Origin of the sequence: Haliscomenobacter sp., assembly GCF_965225875.1 — a bacterium.
Lineage (GTDB): Bacteria > Bacteroidota > Bacteroidia > Chitinophagales > Saprospiraceae > Haliscomenobacter.
Genome location: NZ_CBDDBS010000002.1, coordinates 3,342,521 through 3,359,580, shown reverse-complemented (window position 1 = coordinate 3,359,580; position 17,060 = coordinate 3,342,521). Strand labels below are relative to the sequence as shown.

Genomic DNA, 17,060 nt, shown 5'->3' with positions numbered 1-17,060 from the left:
GTGAGTGTGATGTGTGGGTGTGAAGGTGTGTATGTCACTGCGATAGCCTCAACATTTCAACTTTTCAACTGCAAACTTTTCAACTCTTCAACTTTTTAGGTAATTTTCGCAAAATACCTAACCACTGCTATTCACAGTATGACGCAAAAAATTACTTCCCGATTTTTTTGAGGCTTTTGAATAGGAAGCTCACTTGAAATGGAGCGTTCGTCTTCCTATCCAAAACCCAAATCGGGAACTTCATTTTTCTGCGTTGCACAGTAAACCTTATCACATGGATTTTAAGTCATTGTTTCGCCAAAAACCCATTCAATCCGTTCTTCAAGACCCTGACAGTAGTGCCCACGATTCGATGAACCGGACCTTGACTGTTCGTGACCTCACGTTTATGGGGGTGGCGGCAGTGATTGGCGCGGGAATTTTTTCGACCATTGGCAGTGCGGCTTATTCAGGTGGTCCTGGGGTAAGTTTACTGTTCATTATTACAGCGGTTACCTGTGGCTTTACCGCTCTTTGTTACGCCGAGTTTGCAGCCAGAGTACCCGTTTCGGGAAGTGCTTATACCTATTCCTATGTGACCTTTGGGGAAGTCGTTGCCTGGATCATAGGCTGGGCGCTGATTCTGGAATACGCCATTGGCAACATTGTAGTCGCGATTTCCTGGAGCGCCTACTTCAATAATATTTTGCAGGCCATCGGGATTCATTTACCCGCGTGGTTGACCATCGGTTACCAATCTGCAGTAATGGAATATCAGGATGCTTTGGAAACGGGGAAAGCAGTAGAGGACCTGGCTTATTCCCTTGCACCGGGCATTTCAGGTTTCAAGTTCATCATCAATTTGCCTGCTTTTGTCATTGTGGTATTGGTGACTTGTTTGGTTTTTATTGGGATCAAAGAGAGCAAAAGGATGGCCAATGGGATGGTTATGCTCAAAATTGCTATCCTGATTTTGGTGGCAGCAATCGGTATCTGGTACATCTTTTCAGAAGGAACCACTTCCAATTGGACACCTTTTTTACCCAATGGGATGAAAGGAGTATTGGCGGGAGTTTCCGCAGTGTTTTTTGCCTACATCGGTTTTGACGCCATATCCACTACTGCGGAAGAGTGCAAAAACCCACAGCGGGATTTACCACGAGGGATGATTTATTCCCTGATTTTGTGTACGGTGATTTATGTGGTCACAACCCTGGTGATTACCGGGATGGTCAACTATTCCGAATTTGCCAATGTAACCGACCCGCTGGCCTATGTGTTTGAAAAAATCAACATGAAGGCGGTAGGATTTATTGTTTCGGTAAGTGCCGTAGTGGCAGCAACCAGTGTATTGCTCGTTTTTCAACTGGGCCAGCCCCGGATTTGGATGAGTATGAGCCGCGACGGATTGTTGCCCAAACGTTTTTCCAATATACACCCTCGGTACCGCACACCTAGCTTTGCTACATTTGTTACCGGTTTATTGGTAGGTCTTCCAGTACTGGTGATCGACGATGGTCTGGTGACTGATTTGACCAGCATCGGCACTTTGTTTGCCTTTGTGCTGGTTTGTGGTGGGGTACTTTTGCTGCCAGCAAGACCCAAGGAGGCTGGGAAATTCCAATTGCCTTACATCAATGGCAAATTCATTGTGCCCGCTTTGGTGGTTTTATTCATCATTGGGGCCAGCAAACGCCTCGGGGCTGCTTTCAGCAACATTGGAAACGAGGGGTATCAGGAAGTACTGTTTATCGTATTTGTTGCGCTGGCTTTGTACATCGCTGTAATGTCCTTCCTGCGCAATTATTCCTTGATTCCGGTATTGGGAATGTTGTGCTGTGCCTATCTGATGATCGAGATTCCGGCCAAAAGCTGGCTGGTGTTTTTCCTTTGGATGGGTCTTGGACTGGTTATTTATTTCTTGTATGGTGCGAAGAATAGTAAATTGAGTCAAGGGGCCTCATAAAAGGTTCCAGGGTTCGGGGATTTCAAAGTTCCCGCCGGCACTTCGACTACGCTCAGTGACCAGCAGGAACTTTGAAATCCGGGAATCTTAAACCGACAAAGCATGAAAATCACCCTTTCCACCCTCCTCTTTTCTGCCCTCTTTCTGGTGCAGGGTTTTGCCCAGGAAATTCCATTGCAAGTGCAGGATTTCCTCAAGCGTACGGGCAGTATGTTGTCTTTACCGCTCGATTCCGATTACAAATCCCTTTACATTCCTGAAGTGCTTTTCCAGCACTATGATTATGCCATTCGTTCGGGAAAAGATGAGGTAGAAATCCGGTTTTTATTCCTTCCCGAGATGGGCAACGAGCCCTTTGCCCAGGTCAACAGCTACCGCATGGCCTTGCACATTGGCGACAATGAAAGCAACACCAGTTTCACTGCCCGTGAATTGACTGAACGGGAATTAAAGGAGGTGTTTAACGCCGATTGGGGCCGGGTTTATATCCTTAAGCCCAAAGCATCTTTTTCCATCCAGCAACATTGCCGTTTTTTGTGCCTGCACAAACAGGATCAGGGGATGATCTGTGTTTTTTATCTTTTTGACAAGCCGAGTATGGCGATTGATCAGCGATTGCATATGGTAAGGTATCAGTGATCAATCAGCTGTGAGCTGTCAGCAGCCTGAAAGGGTTGCCAATTGCTGATAGCTGACCGCTGACCACTTTTGGATGACTCCTTAAATCTCGCACATGAGTTATCATCAATTCGAGCCTCATCGATTGTTGAGCCCCTATATTGATACCTATTGGGCATTCAAGGGTCATTGGGACATTGCAGAAACCATTAAATTATTACCAGATGGCGCTTTAGACCTCATCATCAATCTGGGTGAAGACATTCATGGTGTCAACAATGAATTCCTTGTGAAACACGAGAACCCATATTTGATTGGTACCACGACCCAGTTTAAAGAGCACTTTCTCCAGGGTACGACTTGTTTGTATGGAGTTCGCTTTCGACCGGGAGCTTTCGGCTGTTTCTTTTCCTATGACTCCCTGCATCTTTTTGTCAATCAGGTGAATGAATTTGATCCAAAACTTTTTCCCGATATTCAAAAGTTGAGCCGATTATTTGTGCCTTACCTCGATCAGTTTTTTTTAGATCGACTGCAACCTGCGAAGTACAATTTACAAGCCATTGTGGCGAATATTCATCAGCAAAAAGGGCTGATCCAAGTAGATGAATTGTTAAAGAAACACTTTATTTCTGAACGAAAGCTCGAACGGCTGTTTCAAGCTCAAATCGGAATTTCACCCAAGGCTTTTATTAAATTGCTCCGATTTACCCATACGCTCGCTCAAATTCAAAACAAGCTTAGCAGTAAGAGCTTCATGGAACTGGCTTTTGAATGTGGTTATTACGACCATGCTCATTTGGCCAATGAAATCAAACATTACACGGGCATCAATCCATCGTCCATCATTTTGTCGGATTTTTCCAAAACAGGTGGCTAAATGAGCCATTATTTTTGCATTGTGCTTTTGCAAAAATGCAATTCAAAAGACCATGGAAAAACCGCATCGAAAAATTGCCTTTTTATTCGTTGGAATACTGATTACCAGCTTTTTGGGGTTTTACAAAACCTATTTCAGTTTATTTCCAGAGTTTGCTGGAACAAGTATAGTGGTGCATTTTCACGTAGTGACCATTCTTTTGTGGTTTGGATTGTTGATCGTGCAGCCCATTTTGATTTGGAAGCAAAAAATGGCGCTACACCGAAAACTTGGGCGCTTTTCTTACCTTTTGGCGTTACTGATTGTGCTTGGTTTTGGATTGGTTATGAACCACGGGCAGTTAAAACATAAAGATACAGGCCTATTTGGGGCTACCATTTTTGATGGATTGTTATTCATCTTATTCTATGGTTTGGCCATTTTTTACAAAAAAAATCCAGCCTATCATTCCAGGTTTATGATCCTTTCTGCGCTTCCGTTTATCAATCCAGGTTTGGGAAGATTTATTGGACCCGAGGTCAGTTTGCCGGTAGAGCTACTAATCATTTTGACCTTACTCGTTTTGGAATATTTTAACCAGAAAAAATACAAACCTTATTGGATTGGATTGGGCGCTTTTTTTGGCGCTTTGGCTTTTATTGTCTATATCTCTATGTTGAATCCCTCTGTTATAGAATGGGCCTGGCAAATGATTTGGGGGTAGAGCGGTCAGCTATGAGCTATCAGCAGTCAGCTAAGGAGCAACCTACGCTGATAGCTCATAGCTGACTGCTTATGACTTCTTCAAAATACTCTTATATCTTGGCTGATCCCGCATCACCTTCACTGCTTCCTGCACTTCAGGATCACGCAAAAGACCAATCTGGGCGCGGCCATTGGCGTAGTAGTAACGCCCGGCAATGTCTTTTTCAATCAATTTGCTGATCAGGTCTTTGTGCTTGCGGATGAGCTCAAGTTGAGCATTGCTCAGGGCAGTTTCCATAGCCGTAACCGAGGAGCCCAAAGCGTAGCCTTCATCCGTAGCTTTTTGTTTAAACTGTTCCAGCAGTTTTTCACTTTCGGTGCGGAACACAAAGTTTTCCTTTTGTACAAAAGCGAGGAAAGCGTCGAAATCTGTAAAACGCAAATCCTTCACCTCGGGCATTTTTTCTTTGCCTTTGCAAAACTCGGTCACAAAGCGGAAAATGATATCCTGGTCCTGCAGTGCTTTTACTACTGGGATATTGCTGGCTTGTTCAATTTTGATATCGGGAGCTACACCACCACCATCCAACACCGTACGGCCATTGCGGGTTTTGAAGGTAGCACGGCGGCTATCCTCAATCTCGATGGGCTCACCATTGCGGTATTGCACACTTTGGATGCAGCGTCCACTGGGGATGTAATATTTGGCAGTAGTGAGTTTGAGGCGGGAGTTGTAGCCCACTTCCACGGTGTTTTGCACCAAACCCTTGCCATAAGAACGTTGGCCGATGAGCACGGCCCGGTCATAATCCTGAAGGGTTCCACAAACAATCTCGGAGGCAGAGGCAGAGTTTTTATCAATCAATACTGTCAGTGGTAAATCTTCGGAAACCGGGGAGGTTTGGGTACGGAAGCTGCGATCTTGTTCTTTGAGCTTGCCCCGGGTGGTGGTTACCAATTCATTTTTGGGGATAAACACATTACACAAGTTGACCGCTTCGATCAACAAACCGCCACCATTGCCCCGCAAATCCAGAATAATGCCTTTGGTGTTGGGATTTTCTTTCAGCAGTCCGCGCAGGGCAGTAGCAATGTTTTTGCCCGCCTCTTGTGAAAAAGTTGAAAGAGAAACGTAGGCGATATCGCCCTCCACCATTCCTGAATAAGGCACGTTGGGCAACTCCATCTCTTGGCGATTGATTTTAACTTTGATGTCACTGCTTTGACCCGGACGGCGTAAGGTCACATCTACTGTGGTTCCAGCGGCACCACGCAGGATATAGTCCACCTCATCAGTGCTTTTGTTTTTGGTGTCCTTGTTGTCGACAGCCACAATTTGGTCGCCGATTTTCACCCCGGCCTTATCCGCAGGCAAATCCTGGAAAATCTCGGTGACAGTGGCAAAGTCACCGATTTTTTTGAATTCAAAACCTATGTTGTCGGAAGTGCCTTCGCGCAGCAGGCGGTAGCCTTCAATGTCGGCTTCAGCGATGTAGTTGGTAAAAGGGTCGAGGTTATGGAGCATGGCCTCAATGCCATCGCGCATCACCTTACCCGGGTCGAGCTCGTCTACGTAACCAGTATTGAGCTCTTTGTACATATTGGCAAAAATTTCGAGGTTTTTGCTAATTTCAAAATCCTGCCGTGTGCTAGGATATTCGGTGAAGGCCACCGTCATCAAAACCAATGGTAACAGCCAAAGGGTGTATTTCGCAATTCTTTTCATTGTTGGATGATTTAAAAACCTTCAATGATAACAGTTTTTGTGAAGATTTGGTGTATGCCAAATGGGTGATTTAGCTTAAAAAGTGCCAATCTTCTCATTTAGAGGTGGAAACAGCGCTTTTTCAAGGGATTTCCCCTGCCAGGTACCTTCCACACGAAAAGGGTGAAAGCGGGCAAAAAGTTCTTCTTTGTACCAACCCAATTCCCGGGTTTTTTTGACCACCGCACTGTGAAATTTGCCCTTGTAGGCATAGGTTTGCATGAGGTCACTGTTTTTCCACAAACTAAAAGTGGCTTGTTGCACCAAGGGCACTTCGCCGATGCCGATGGAAAACACCAGTCCTTCCTGGTGTTCGCGCCACATGGCTTTGCTCACGCCGGGTACAAAGCGCCAAAAGTGCCACAGGTATTTGCTGCGGATGGTAGCTCGGGTCAATACGGCCAAAGGAGCCTCTGGCTGGTAGGTTACATTTTCTATAAAAGGAGTGCCACCATCCCAGGTTCCATGCACCTTGGCAGTTTTGAGGTAAACCGTAGAAATCTCGGTGGATTGTGCTCTAAAACTTTGAAAAAAAGGACTTTGTTCGAAAAAAGACTGAGCGGATGTTTCATTTTCCCAAACCCCTAGCAGGCCATATACACCAAAGTTCGGCCAGATGCTGAAGCCGTTGCCATTGCCACTACCCAGCATTTTGAAGAAGGTCAAGCCTGGAACTTTCGCCAAGCTCCTAGGGGCAAGACCCATTTGTTTGAAGCCCCACCATTGTTGGCGAGCCCCGGTGTAGCGAAAAAAAGTAAGGGTGACAATTTGTGGATCCATAAAGTGAAAAGCGAAAAGTGAAAAGTGAATAATTAACATAAAAGCGAAACAAAGGTTGGAGTCTTATCCATTTCTTGCTTGGCTTAATTGCTATTCACTTTTCACTTTTCGCTTTACAACTTACTTTCCACCTCTTTCAAATCTTCCTCCTGAACCGAGGGGAACCATTTGCCCAATTGAGTCCGGGCCTTTTTGCGCACCTCTTCATTGACAAAGGCAGCAATGGTAACGAGGCCAAAACTCAAGACCCCCAAGTCGTCGGTATAGCCAATGATAGGCGATAAGTCAGGTAAAAAGTCGATCGGGCTGATCAGATAGCCCAATACACCAATGACAATTTTTTTGGCCCAACTGGGTGTATCTTTCCGCTTGTAGGCATAAAACATCAACAAGGCGGCGTACACAGTTTTAGCACCAATTTTTTGCGCGAAGCGCGTGATTTTGTGCCAAAGCTTCTTCTCCGTGAATTTTTCAGCGTATTGCTCCAGGTTTTCATCTGGATTTTCAGCTTGATCTTTCTTGTTCTCTGGTTTCATAGACTGTTTAACTTGGTTCAAAAGTGCGGTTTTCTTGCACATGATGCAAGGCACTGCCGATGAATACAAGTAAAATTAAGACAGAGGACGAATTTTAAGGAGAGATGAGAGATAAATGATGAGAGATGAGAGATGAATGATGCTACCGCAGAGACTTAGACAAGGTCATCGTCAAAAACGCTGCGGTAGCATCATTCATCTCTCATCTCTCATCATTCATCATTCATCTTCCAGGTTTAATTCAAAAAGATACTTCCCCCGATCAATGCCAGGGACAGAATTGCCAGCCAAAGGCGCAGGTCTTTGGAGTAGTGATTTTGTTTAAGGTTCCCCACATTCGTTTTTGGTTTTATGAATAAAATACTGTCCCTTTCCCTAAACCAAAAAGAATGCCATATCGACAAATTGAGAAAAAAATAATTGAATTTTTATTATATATACTTGTAATCAATTGACAATTAAGATTTTTGAACCCTTATGGTACCTGAGCGATCATTGGACTTCCAGAGCAATAAATAAATACCAATGGGTAAAGCCACCAAACTCAATTGATTGCCCTGGCGCTGAATGGGCCAGTTTTTGCCCCGGAGGTCCATCAACTTAAGCTGCGTTTGCTCCAGATCGATGGGCAGCACCAGATGAAGTTTATCATTGGTTGGGTTCGGATAAACTTTGGCATAAAAAGAGCTGCTTTTTTGTAAACAGACAACCCGGATTTCAGACCAGCGTATACTCCCATCCAGATCGGCAATTTTTAAACGGTAATAATTACAATTCTCCAGAGGTGTTGAATCTTTGAATTGATACGTTCGGGGTTCAAAACTATCCCCTTGCCCAAACAAGCGGGTAATCTCTGCAAATTCTTTAGCATCTCCACTTCTTTCGACCGCTACATAAGCGATGTTGCGTTCCATTGCAGTTTGCCAATTGATGGCAATGGTATGATCTGTTTCTTCCTGAGCATTAAAGGCCAGGAGTTCCAGCGGCAAAAACTGAGCACCGGAGATTTCGACGTTGTCAACGCGCAAAGTAGCAGCCATTGCGTTGGGGTCTTGGGCAAATGGATGAATCCGGATTGCCACGCTTTCACCTTGGGGCAACAAAATGCTACAATCTACACCATAACTTACACACCATCCGGCACCGAATCCGCCATTGTTCAACAAGCCCCAATCCCCGGTACTGGTATAATAGGAGAGCATGTATTGCTGAGGGCCACTACCGGAGGATAAATTGGCCGAAAAACTAAAACCGGAAATGATCAAATCCATGGTGCGTGCAGTAAGGGAAAACTCCATATAATCCCCATCGGAATGGGTATCGGAGGTGGGCCAAAAATTGGTCGCCCAGGCGTTTTCCCCACTACAAGCATTGGGGGTTCCTACATTATTGCCCCCCGAAAGAGAAGCTTCGGCATTGCTGCAAGATGAAGCCGTATAAGAAGCCCGTATGGGCAAGGAAGCAACTGCGGAACTGACGTTTTCAAAGGTCCATTTGGCCAAGGTTTGTCCATACAAGGCACAACCCACCCCCAGCATGCCCAAGGCACACCAAATTTTTTTCATGGCACTCTTTTTTGAAATGAAAAATGTGGGTGAGCAACAAAACTGCTACGAATATACAGCATCGCCAGCCCTGAAACAAGTACTGAGCTGGCGATGAGTCATGGGGCGGGGATTAGCCCAGTAATTTTTTTAAAAAATACCAGGCTGATTATTAGTTGTTTATAAAGATTCGATTTTCAAATTATTCCAAATCTGCGGAGGAACATTATGCCTAGGTTTGTCCCCAATTAAAGCTCAATTTCCTGTCCCAATTCCGGTATTTCTACGTCAGCAAAACCAACCCCGAGTAAAAGCCCCCGGAATGCAATTTGTGCTTCGTAGTCGCCATGCACCAGGAAGATTTTTTTCGCGCTGTCTTTTTGGTTGCGCAAAAAATCCGCCAGTTCCAGTTTGTCCGCATGCGCCGAAAAGGAATCCATGATTTCAATGTCGGCTCTTACTTCCTTAAATTCGCCAAACAATTTGATCTCTTTAGCTCCATCTCGCAGACGACCTGCGGGCGTATAGGGCGCAGCATAACCCACAATCAACACGGTGTTTTTGGGGTCGTCAATGCCATGAAACAAATGGTGTTTGATGCGACCGGCATTGGCCATACCCGATGAAGCGATGACGATACAGGCTTCGGTGGAATAGTTCAGCTTTTTGGAATCTTCGGTTTTGCGCACGTAACGCAAACCATTAAAACCAAAGGGGTTTTCATCGATGCTCAGGTATTCCGACAATTCCTCGTCGAAACATTCCGGGTGAGACCCAAAAATGGTGGTGGCATTCACGGCCAATGGGCTATCCACAAAGACCGGAATCCGGGGTAAAAGATCTTGATTGGCCATCTGATCCAGGAGGTAAACTATTTCCTGGGTGCGCCCTACACTAAAAGCAGGAATGAGCAATTTCCCCCCTTTTTCCACACAAGTATGCCGAATGATGTTGAGCAGGTGGGTAGTTTCGGCGGGTAATGCCTCGTGAACCCGGTCGCCATAGGTAGACTCGCAGATGATGTAGTCCATCTCTGGCATCGGGAGCGGATCACGCAGAATGGGTCGATGGGGGCGCCCAACGTCTCCAGTGAACCCAAAATGGATCATTTTGCCCTTTTCCTGAATTTTTAAACTTATGCTGGCACTGCCCAAAATATGCCCGGCATCTCGAAAGAGTACTTCTACTTGTGGATGGATTTTAAACCATTTTTCATAAGTATAAGAGGTGAATAACTCCATCGTATTGTGCACATCCTCGCGGGTATAGATGGGTTCTTCGTAGGCGATATCGTCAAAATGGTGGTTTTTACTTTGCCGCTTCCGCTTGTAGTCAACTTCCCGCTCCTGGATCATGGCGCTATCCAGCAGCATTAAGCTACACAGGCTGCGGGTGGCGTGGGTGGAGTGGATGGTGCCTTTGAACCCGTCTTTAACCAATTTGGGGATGCGCCCGGCGTGGTCGATGTGGGCATGGGAGAGCACCAGGCAATCAATTTCTGCCGGATCAAAGAGCCATTGGGCATTAAAATCCTCCAGGTTTTTGTCGGCCCCCTGGTATAAACCGCAGTCCAACAAAATTTTGAAGCCATCTTCCAGGGTAATCAAATGGCAACTTCCGGTGACTTCCCGGGCCGCGCCGCAGAATTTTATCTTCATTTGACCTGATTTCGTTTTTCAGGTCCAAAGTAAAATAAAAATGCCATTCCAGCGGAACTTACGTTCGCTAAAATGGCGGATGTGGAAATATAGATCAGTAAAATTGGAAACGAATTGAGAGAGATGAAAGATGAGAGATGAAAGATGACAGGGTAACCAGTTATTTTTCATCTCTCATCTCTCATCTTTAATTACTCAACACCTTAATCCCCCCATAATTTACACTTGCCTTGATCATTGGCGCATCGCTGCTGCCCACATGGCCTTTGACAACGTGAGAAGTGGGCTTTTGCACCTCATAAGTAACATTCATGGCTTGGGGGTAACGCACACCAGCATAATTGGCGGCGGCATCGAGCTGGTAGCAACAGAGGTCAGGAAGTACCTTCATGGTTACGTCGGTATAATTGGCCCTGACGGAAGCATTGGTCAAACCCTTGGAGAAGGACACATTACAGCTGCCGTAGTTGAGATCGAGATCCAAACTTTTGGAAATCTCACCCATCGATACCGAGTTGTATTGGCCACTGATGGCGACACTGCCCGCATTGGTGGCGGCAAATTTACTGTACATCCCCGTGGCCTTCAGGCTTTTGATGGTACCGAGGCTGTAATTGTCGTATTTCGCGGTAGTAGTCAATGAATTGAGCTTAGGCGCGTTCAAGCCGGAGTAAGCACTATTCAAGGTCAAGTCATTCGCTTCTGTCACCGTTAGTTTGGAATAACTCAGTGCAACCGAGGCATTCTGCGCATGACCAATGGTACCATTGCCATAAGCCAATTCAAAATTGGAGCCATCACCCACCGATTCGGTTTTGAAATTACCATACTTGACCGATAATTTGGCTTTGCCACTCACCGAAGCGAGGTATACATCGCCATAACGTTGGTCTACCTGGAGGTTGATGGTCGCAGGAACATACACTTCGTAATTGATCTTGTAATCGGCTTTGCCATCGTCCCAGATCCAGGAACGGCGAATTTGCTCGATAGCGGTTTCGGCTTTTACATAATCGGCGCCGTTGGAAAAATTAACGGTGATGGCATTAAAGACTTTTTGGGCATCTTCCTCCGAGCCTTCCTTCACCACGATGGTGACGGCGATTTTGACTCGGTTTTTGTCCCAGGTTTTGACTTCAATTTTTCCATACTTGTTGCTCAAGTAAGTAGTGCCATTGGCCGAAATGTCAAACTCTCTCTTGATGGTTTTGGTAAATTCACCGAAAGTGGTAAAACCACAAAGTGAACAGGCAATCATCGTAAATACCAACAACATCGAAAGAGGTTTTTTCAAATCATAAGCTGACTTCCTCATTGCTCGTGGTTTTTTTGGGTTGCGGTTTGGACGTCCGCATCTGCTCAAGAACGCGCTCCAGAATAGCGACTTTGGTTTGATAAGTCTGGATCATGGTGGCAATAATTTCCTCCTCTTGCCCTTTGGGGGCTACGCGGAGTTCTTCCTTCAGCTCATCCATCACCTTGTCCATTTTTTTCATGTCTGACATGAAAGTGCCATTGGGCTCATAACGAGCCAATTGCTGCACCTTGGTGTTGATTTGCTGGCGGTAATATTGCTCCAGTTCCGGGTATTCGGGGTTGACTTTTTCCATGATGGCTACAGGGTCCGCTTTTTGCCAGCGGGTTATCATACTGCCACCAAAACCACCAACTACCAGAATAACTGCCACTGCGGCAGCTACCTTAAAAAAGCGCTGGAAAGTGAGGGGTTGACTCACGGAGGGCTTGTTCAGTGCCCGGTCAATGTCTGCCCACACCTTTAAACTGGGAATCGCGTCATCAAAAGCTTCGCGTTTGTCCAAAACAAAGTTTTCTAATTCATCTCGTTGCATAACAAAAAAAGATTTCAGAGATTCCAACAATTAGTCAATGCCCAATTGCAGATTGCTGACAGCTGTTTACTGGCAGCTCCCTGTCAAGAACGTTTATACAGTCCCAGATTCTGCTGGGTTAAAATGTCTTTTAGTCTTTGTTTCGCCCGACTGTACTGGGATTTGGAGGTCGCCTCGCTGATGCCGAGTACTTCTCCAATCTCCTGATGGTCGTAGCCCTCCAACATGTAGAGGGAAAAAACCACCCGGTAGCCGTCGGGCAATTCAAAAAGGGCTCGTTTTACTGCTTCTACACTTAGTCCTTCTGTCGCTGTATCCTGATGGCTATCATCTTGGATGTTGCCATGTTTGTCTTCCAGTTCGCTAAACTGCAAGCGCCTCTTTTTTAGGGCATTAATGCAGTTGTTGATTACGATGCGTTTGATCCAGGCCCCAATTGCTGATTCAAATTTGAAGGTGTTCAATTTGGTAAACACATCCAAAAATGCGTTTTGCAACACGTCCTCTGCCTCAAATTCGTCCTTCACCATCCGCAAACAGACGTTGTACATCGACTTGGAATACAGCCGGTACAACTCGAACTGCGATTGTCGGTCGCCTCGTTTACACTTTTCTACCAGGTCGCGGTGTGTGTTAACGTAATCCAATTTTACGATCTTATAGGTTTCAAGAGCTAGGTTTCCTCTCATCTCTTTGGGCTTCCACGCCTATTTCCACTTGTTATAACGGGAAGGACAAGGAGTGTTAAAAAGGGTTGCATGTAAAATAAAAAAAATTGGGTAGAAAAACTTTCTGCCCAATTTTTCCCCATTTTCAATCCAGGCAGTTTTATTTTTTGATGATGACTTTTGCGGTAATTACTTCCTGATTCACCAGGATTTTATAAAAATATTGTCCAGCTGCCAAGTTCGAGCCATCCAATACTGTAGTATAAACACCAGGGATGGCTTTATCGTTTTGCAATACCTTGACAAGTTTGCCATCGGCACTATACAAGCTGATGTTCAATTGGGCCGCTTTGGCCAGGGAGTAATGCAAGGTGCTGGTTTGGGCAAAAGGGTTGGGGTAAAGTCCAAGTAAACTAAAGTCGGAAGTCTTTAATTTACTACTCCGCAAAGAAGTAGCCATGGGTGGCTGCGCCGGTGCCGGTACATCCAACTGTGCTTTATTGTTACTGGGCTGGGCTGCTTTCCGCAAGTGGTTTTCGGCATTGCGGGTGTACCAGGCCTCAGCAAATTTCTCGGTGTTGTTGGGACGCAAAATTTCGCTGAAATAGTAGTTGGCTTGTACACTATCGGGTCTGACATCCAGGATAAAATGGCCATTTTGGACCAAATCGACAAACTTCAGGTGGGGATTCGGGTTGCCCAGGTTTATTCCCGGAAAGGGAGCAATTGGGGTGTTGATCTGTTTTTGTAAGGTCAAAGCAGTACTGAGGTTTGCCAGGTTTTCATCAAAATTGGCAGAAGTAATACTAGGCGTCATAAATTCAACAGCCAGAGATCCCTTTCCCGTAGCTGCGTTGTAACTGGTGTCGGCGGTATAATTGGGTATTTTGCCCAGGCCGGGGAAATCCAACAAACTTAGGTTCACCGGCTTCAAAGGCACATCGTAAGCAAAAGCGCAATGAAAATCTCCACTGAGCATCACGACATTGTTGATCTTATTTCGTTTTAAATGCTGCAAAATCTGTGCCCGCTCGGCCGGGTAACCATCCCAAATATCCAGGAATAAACCCTCCAGGTTGTCGAAGGTAAAGGAGGGGTCATTGAGCCCAAATGCCGCCCAGCCCACGTTAAACTCTGCAAACATTACCTGTTGACCAATCACTTTCCAGCGTGCACTGGATTTTGACAGTTCGGAAAGCAACCATGCTTTTTGGGTCGCACCCAAAATCGTGCGATTGGTATCTTGTAATGCTGGACTGGAAATGCTTTCAATCTGGAGTTCGCGGCCTTCTAAACGAGTATCCAACATGAACAAGTCCATCAGATTGCCATAGCTGAGTTTGCGGTAAACCGAACGTGTAGCGTTGTCCCGAATCGGCATCCATTCAAAATAGACCTGTTTTGCGGTGGCTTTGCGCTCGGCCCAGTTGCCTTCGTTGGCCTGGTGGTTTTGAGCACCATCCTTGTAAGAGTCATTGGCACTTTCGTGATCGTCCCAAACGGTGATGAAGGGGTGTTGTTGGTGTATCCGGATCAAACTAGTATCCAATCGATACAAAGAGTACCGAGTACGGTAATCTTCTAGCGACAAAATTTCAGTTTTGGGTTCCAGGGTACGCGTTTTTGCCAGCGTACTATCGCCATAACTACCTTGTTCATACTCATAAATGTAGTCACCAAGGTGAATGATTGCATCCAAATCCCGGCGCTCCGCAAGGCGTTGGTACACGTTGAAGTAACCAGCCTGGTAGTTGGAACAGGTAACAACCCCAAATTTCAGGTGATTCACCTGTGCCTCTGTAGGCGTCGTTTTGGTTTTGCCCGTCAGGGAATTGCGGCCAAGTGCAGTAAATCCATAGTAGTAGGTTGTCCCGGCTTGTAACCCGGTAACATCCACTTTAACGGTGAAGTCTCGTTCTGCATCCGTAGTTAAACGTCCATTGCGGACTGTATTTTTTAAGGCGGGGTCGGTAGCAACTTTCCAGTTTACTTCAATGGGTGCCCGATCGGCAGACTCCGGCGTGACCCGTGTCCAGATGATTACCCGATCTTGCAGCGGATCGCCACTGGCTACCCCGTGAAAGAACGGCGCCCATTGTGGGTTGGCTGCATTCAACTCAAAGCGGTTTTTTACATCTGCTCCGTGAAAAGGATTGAGGCCGTTTTGCCCCCAAGCCAATTGGAGTGAAAAGCAAATCCAGAGTAAGAAAAAACTTGGTCGCATGTTTATGGGTATTTTGTGTGTGATTCATTGGCCCAAAAAAAGAGAAGTAGATAAACTGCGGATAAAAATGGCATTAATTCTGTGTTTTGCATTTAATCCTCCGTCTATTTAAATCCAATCAGGGTCTAAAAGCTAAGTTTATCCATCTGAGAGTGTGTTATTTTTGGATTAGGTATTCATCCAAAAAACAAAATTTCTTATGAGCGCACACGACATCGATTACCACATTTACGGCGAAGAAATGCAGTTTGTGGAAATTGAACTCGATCCCATGGAAACCGTCATTGCTGAAGCTGGTAGCTTCATGATGATGGACGATGGCATTGAAATGGCCACTATTTTTGGCGACGGTAGTCACTCGGAGGGTTCGGGCTTGTGGGGGAAATTACTCTCAGCTGGCAAAAGGCTGGTCACTGGCGAAAGCCTCTTTATGACTGCTTACACCCACGCTGGGGAGGGCAAAAAACGGGCTTCTTTTGCTGCACCTTATCCGGGCAAAATCATCCCTCTGGACTTAAGCCAAATGGATGGCAAAATCATTTGCCAAAAGGACGCCTTTCTGTGTGCAGCCAAAGGTGTTTCGGTCGGTATTGAGTTTTCCCAAAAATTGGGTCGGGGCTTTTTTGGCGGCGAAGGCTTCATCATGCAAAAACTGGAGGGCGACGGCATGGCCTTTGTACACGCCGGAGGCAGCATCATCGAGAAAAAACTGGAACTGGGCGAAGTGCTCAAAATTGATACAGGCTGTCTGGTGGCCTTCACCCGCGACGTGGATTATGACATAGAGATGGTGCGCGGGGTGCGCAACATGATCTTTGGCGGCGAAGGCATTTTCTTCGCCCGTCTGGAAGGCCCGGGTACGGTTTGGATCCAGTCTTTGCCATTCAGTCGCCTGGCGGATCGAGTGCTACAGGCTTCACGGCATTATGGAAAAGGGGGAAGCAAGGATGAGGGTAGCATTTTGGGGACTTTGGGGAATTTATTGGATGGGAATTGATGGGAGGTAAAATTATTGCCCCGACATCCTGCTTTATGGATACCGGGGCAATAATTAGCTTCTTGCTATGATTTGGGTACGACTTAACCTCAACCTACCTCCCCGCGTACACCGCAGCGCCCACAATCCCTGCATTGTTCAACAACTTGGCAGGTTTCACCGGCGTATTCACCTTGAGCAAATGCCCAAAATCTTTAAACTCCTTGCTCACACCGCCGCCCAGAATGAACAGGTCGGGAGTTAGCAGGCGTTCCAGATGGCGCAGGTACTCGCTGAAGCGATGCGCCCAATCGGCCCAGCTCAGGTTTTCTTCTTCGCGGATGCGGTTGGAGCAATAGTGTTCGGCGATGCGACCGTGCAAGTAGAGGTGGCCAAATTCGGTATTGGGCACCAAAGTTCCATCCACAAACTGGGCGGTACCCAGGCCTGTACCAATGGTGATGAGCAGAACTACGCCTTCGACGCCCTGGCCTTGCCCGAAGGTCAATTCTGCCAAACCCGCAGCATCGGCATCATTCAGGGCTTTGACCGGATTGCCACAAGCTTCGCTGAATTCTTTTTCAATGTTATGTCCAATCCAGCTTTTATCAATGTTGGCTGCCGATTTGGCGACCCCATGTTGAACAATTGCTGGAAACCCACAACCAATTGGGCCCTTGTAGCCAATTTTTTTGATCAAACCGGCAAAAGCTTCGGCAATCATGTTGGGGTTGGCCGGGGCGGGTGTTTCCACCCGAATGCGATCGCCGACGAGCGCACCCGTTTTAATATCGACCAATGAGCCTTTGATGCCAGAGCCACCTACGTCGACTCCGAGGATGTGTTGAGACATGGTATGTTGTTCAGGACGGGTGGGGTGAAGCGGCCACTTAGACTTCGCTCAGTGACCATTTCACTTCCAGGATCCTACA

General features: G+C 46.3%; 16 protein-coding genes. 6 read left to right on the top strand and 10 right to left on the bottom strand.

All coding sequences use genetic code 11. The features are described from left to right. Nucleotides 1-274: 274 nt before the first annotated feature. From ACO08K_RS16085 to ACO08K_RS16065, 5 genes are all read left to right on the top strand, one after another. The gene (locus ACO08K_RS16085) at nucleotides 275-1,945 is read left to right on the top strand and encodes an amino acid permease (protein ID WP_421797427.1); all 1,671 of its coding nucleotides are present in this window, start codon (nucleotides 275-277) and stop codon (nucleotides 1,943-1,945) included. Nucleotides 1,946-2,047: 102 nt separating this feature from the next. Then, on the top strand, nucleotides 2,048-2,584 hold the full coding sequence (locus ACO08K_RS16080) for a hypothetical protein (RefSeq protein WP_421797426.1): 537 nt from the start codon (nucleotides 2,048-2,050) through the stop codon (nucleotides 2,582-2,584). 94 nt (nucleotides 2,585-2,678) lie between these two features. After that, nucleotides 2,679-3,443, top strand: coding sequence for an AraC family transcriptional regulator (locus ACO08K_RS16075; protein WP_421797425.1), 765 nt, complete (start codon nucleotides 2,679-2,681; stop codon nucleotides 3,441-3,443). Then, nucleotides 3,444-3,794: a hypothetical protein gene (locus ACO08K_RS16070; protein WP_421797424.1), complete on the top strand. Its 351-nt coding sequence runs from the start codon at nucleotides 3,444-3,446 to the stop codon at nucleotides 3,792-3,794. A gap of 106 nt (nucleotides 3,795-3,900) precedes the next feature. Next, nucleotides 3,901-4,146: a hypothetical protein gene (locus tag ACO08K_RS16065; protein WP_421797423.1), complete on the top strand. Its 246-nt coding sequence runs from the start codon at nucleotides 3,901-3,903 to the stop codon at nucleotides 4,144-4,146. A 69-nt stretch (nucleotides 4,147-4,215) separates the two neighbouring features. Here the strand turns inward: ACO08K_RS16065 and ACO08K_RS16060 are convergent, their stop codons facing one another. From ACO08K_RS16060 to ACO08K_RS16020, 9 genes are all read right to left on the bottom strand, one after another. After that, nucleotides 4,216-5,853 (bottom strand): S41 family peptidase, encoded by a 1,638-nt coding sequence (locus ACO08K_RS16060; protein WP_421797422.1) that lies wholly within the window; start codon nucleotides 5,851-5,853, stop codon nucleotides 4,216-4,218. A 75-nt stretch (nucleotides 5,854-5,928) separates the two neighbouring features. Then, nucleotides 5,929-6,672, bottom strand: coding sequence for a hypothetical protein (locus tag ACO08K_RS16055; RefSeq protein WP_421797421.1), 744 nt, complete (start codon nucleotides 6,670-6,672; stop codon nucleotides 5,929-5,931). A 113-nt stretch (nucleotides 6,673-6,785) separates the two neighbouring features. Then, nucleotides 6,786-7,208, bottom strand: coding sequence for a YkvA family protein (locus tag ACO08K_RS16050; RefSeq protein WP_421797420.1), 423 nt, complete (start codon nucleotides 7,206-7,208; stop codon nucleotides 6,786-6,788). A gap of 458 nt (nucleotides 7,209-7,666) precedes the next feature. Further along, nucleotides 7,667-8,773 carry a T9SS type A sorting domain-containing protein gene (locus tag ACO08K_RS16045; protein WP_421797419.1) on the bottom strand — a complete coding sequence of 369 codons (1,107 nt, stop codon included), beginning with the start codon at nucleotides 8,771-8,773 and terminating at the stop codon, nucleotides 7,667-7,669. Between the two features lie 227 nt (nucleotides 8,774-9,000). Next, a complete protein-coding gene (locus ACO08K_RS16040) occupies nucleotides 9,001-10,410 on the bottom strand; it encodes an MBL fold metallo-hydrolase RNA specificity domain-containing protein (protein WP_421797418.1) in 1,410 nt (469 codons plus the stop codon). 187 nt (nucleotides 10,411-10,597) lie between these two features. After that, nucleotides 10,598-11,725, bottom strand: coding sequence for a hypothetical protein (locus ACO08K_RS16035; protein WP_421797417.1), 1,128 nt, complete (start codon nucleotides 11,723-11,725; stop codon nucleotides 10,598-10,600). Continuing rightward, complete coding sequence (locus ACO08K_RS16030; RefSeq protein WP_421797416.1) at nucleotides 11,706-12,260, bottom strand: hypothetical protein; 555 nt, start codon at nucleotides 12,258-12,260, stop codon at nucleotides 11,706-11,708. Before ACO08K_RS16030 ends, ACO08K_RS16035 begins: the two co-directional genes overlap by 20 nt. An 83-nt stretch (nucleotides 12,261-12,343) precedes the next feature. Continuing rightward, nucleotides 12,344-12,949 carry an RNA polymerase sigma factor gene (locus tag ACO08K_RS16025; protein WP_421797415.1) on the bottom strand — a complete coding sequence of 202 codons (606 nt, stop codon included), beginning with the start codon at nucleotides 12,947-12,949 and terminating at the stop codon, nucleotides 12,344-12,346. Between the two features lie 139 nt (nucleotides 12,950-13,088). Then, a complete protein-coding gene (locus ACO08K_RS16020; protein ID WP_421797414.1) occupies nucleotides 13,089-15,152 on the bottom strand; it encodes an alkaline phosphatase D family protein in 2,064 nt (687 codons plus the stop codon). A gap of 199 nt (nucleotides 15,153-15,351) precedes the next feature. On the opposite strand from ACO08K_RS16020, the gene ACO08K_RS16015 reads away from it, so the two are divergent. Then, nucleotides 15,352-16,149: a TIGR00266 family protein gene (locus ACO08K_RS16015; protein ID WP_421797413.1), complete on the top strand. Its 798-nt coding sequence runs from the start codon at nucleotides 15,352-15,354 to the stop codon at nucleotides 16,147-16,149. 94 nt (nucleotides 16,150-16,243) lie between these two features. Here the strand turns inward: ACO08K_RS16015 and ppgK are convergent, their stop codons facing one another. Then, complete coding sequence (gene ppgK / locus ACO08K_RS16010) at nucleotides 16,244-16,981, bottom strand: polyphosphate--glucose phosphotransferase (protein ID WP_421797412.1); 738 nt, start codon at nucleotides 16,979-16,981, stop codon at nucleotides 16,244-16,246. Between the last annotated feature and the right edge of the window lie 79 nt (nucleotides 16,982-17,060).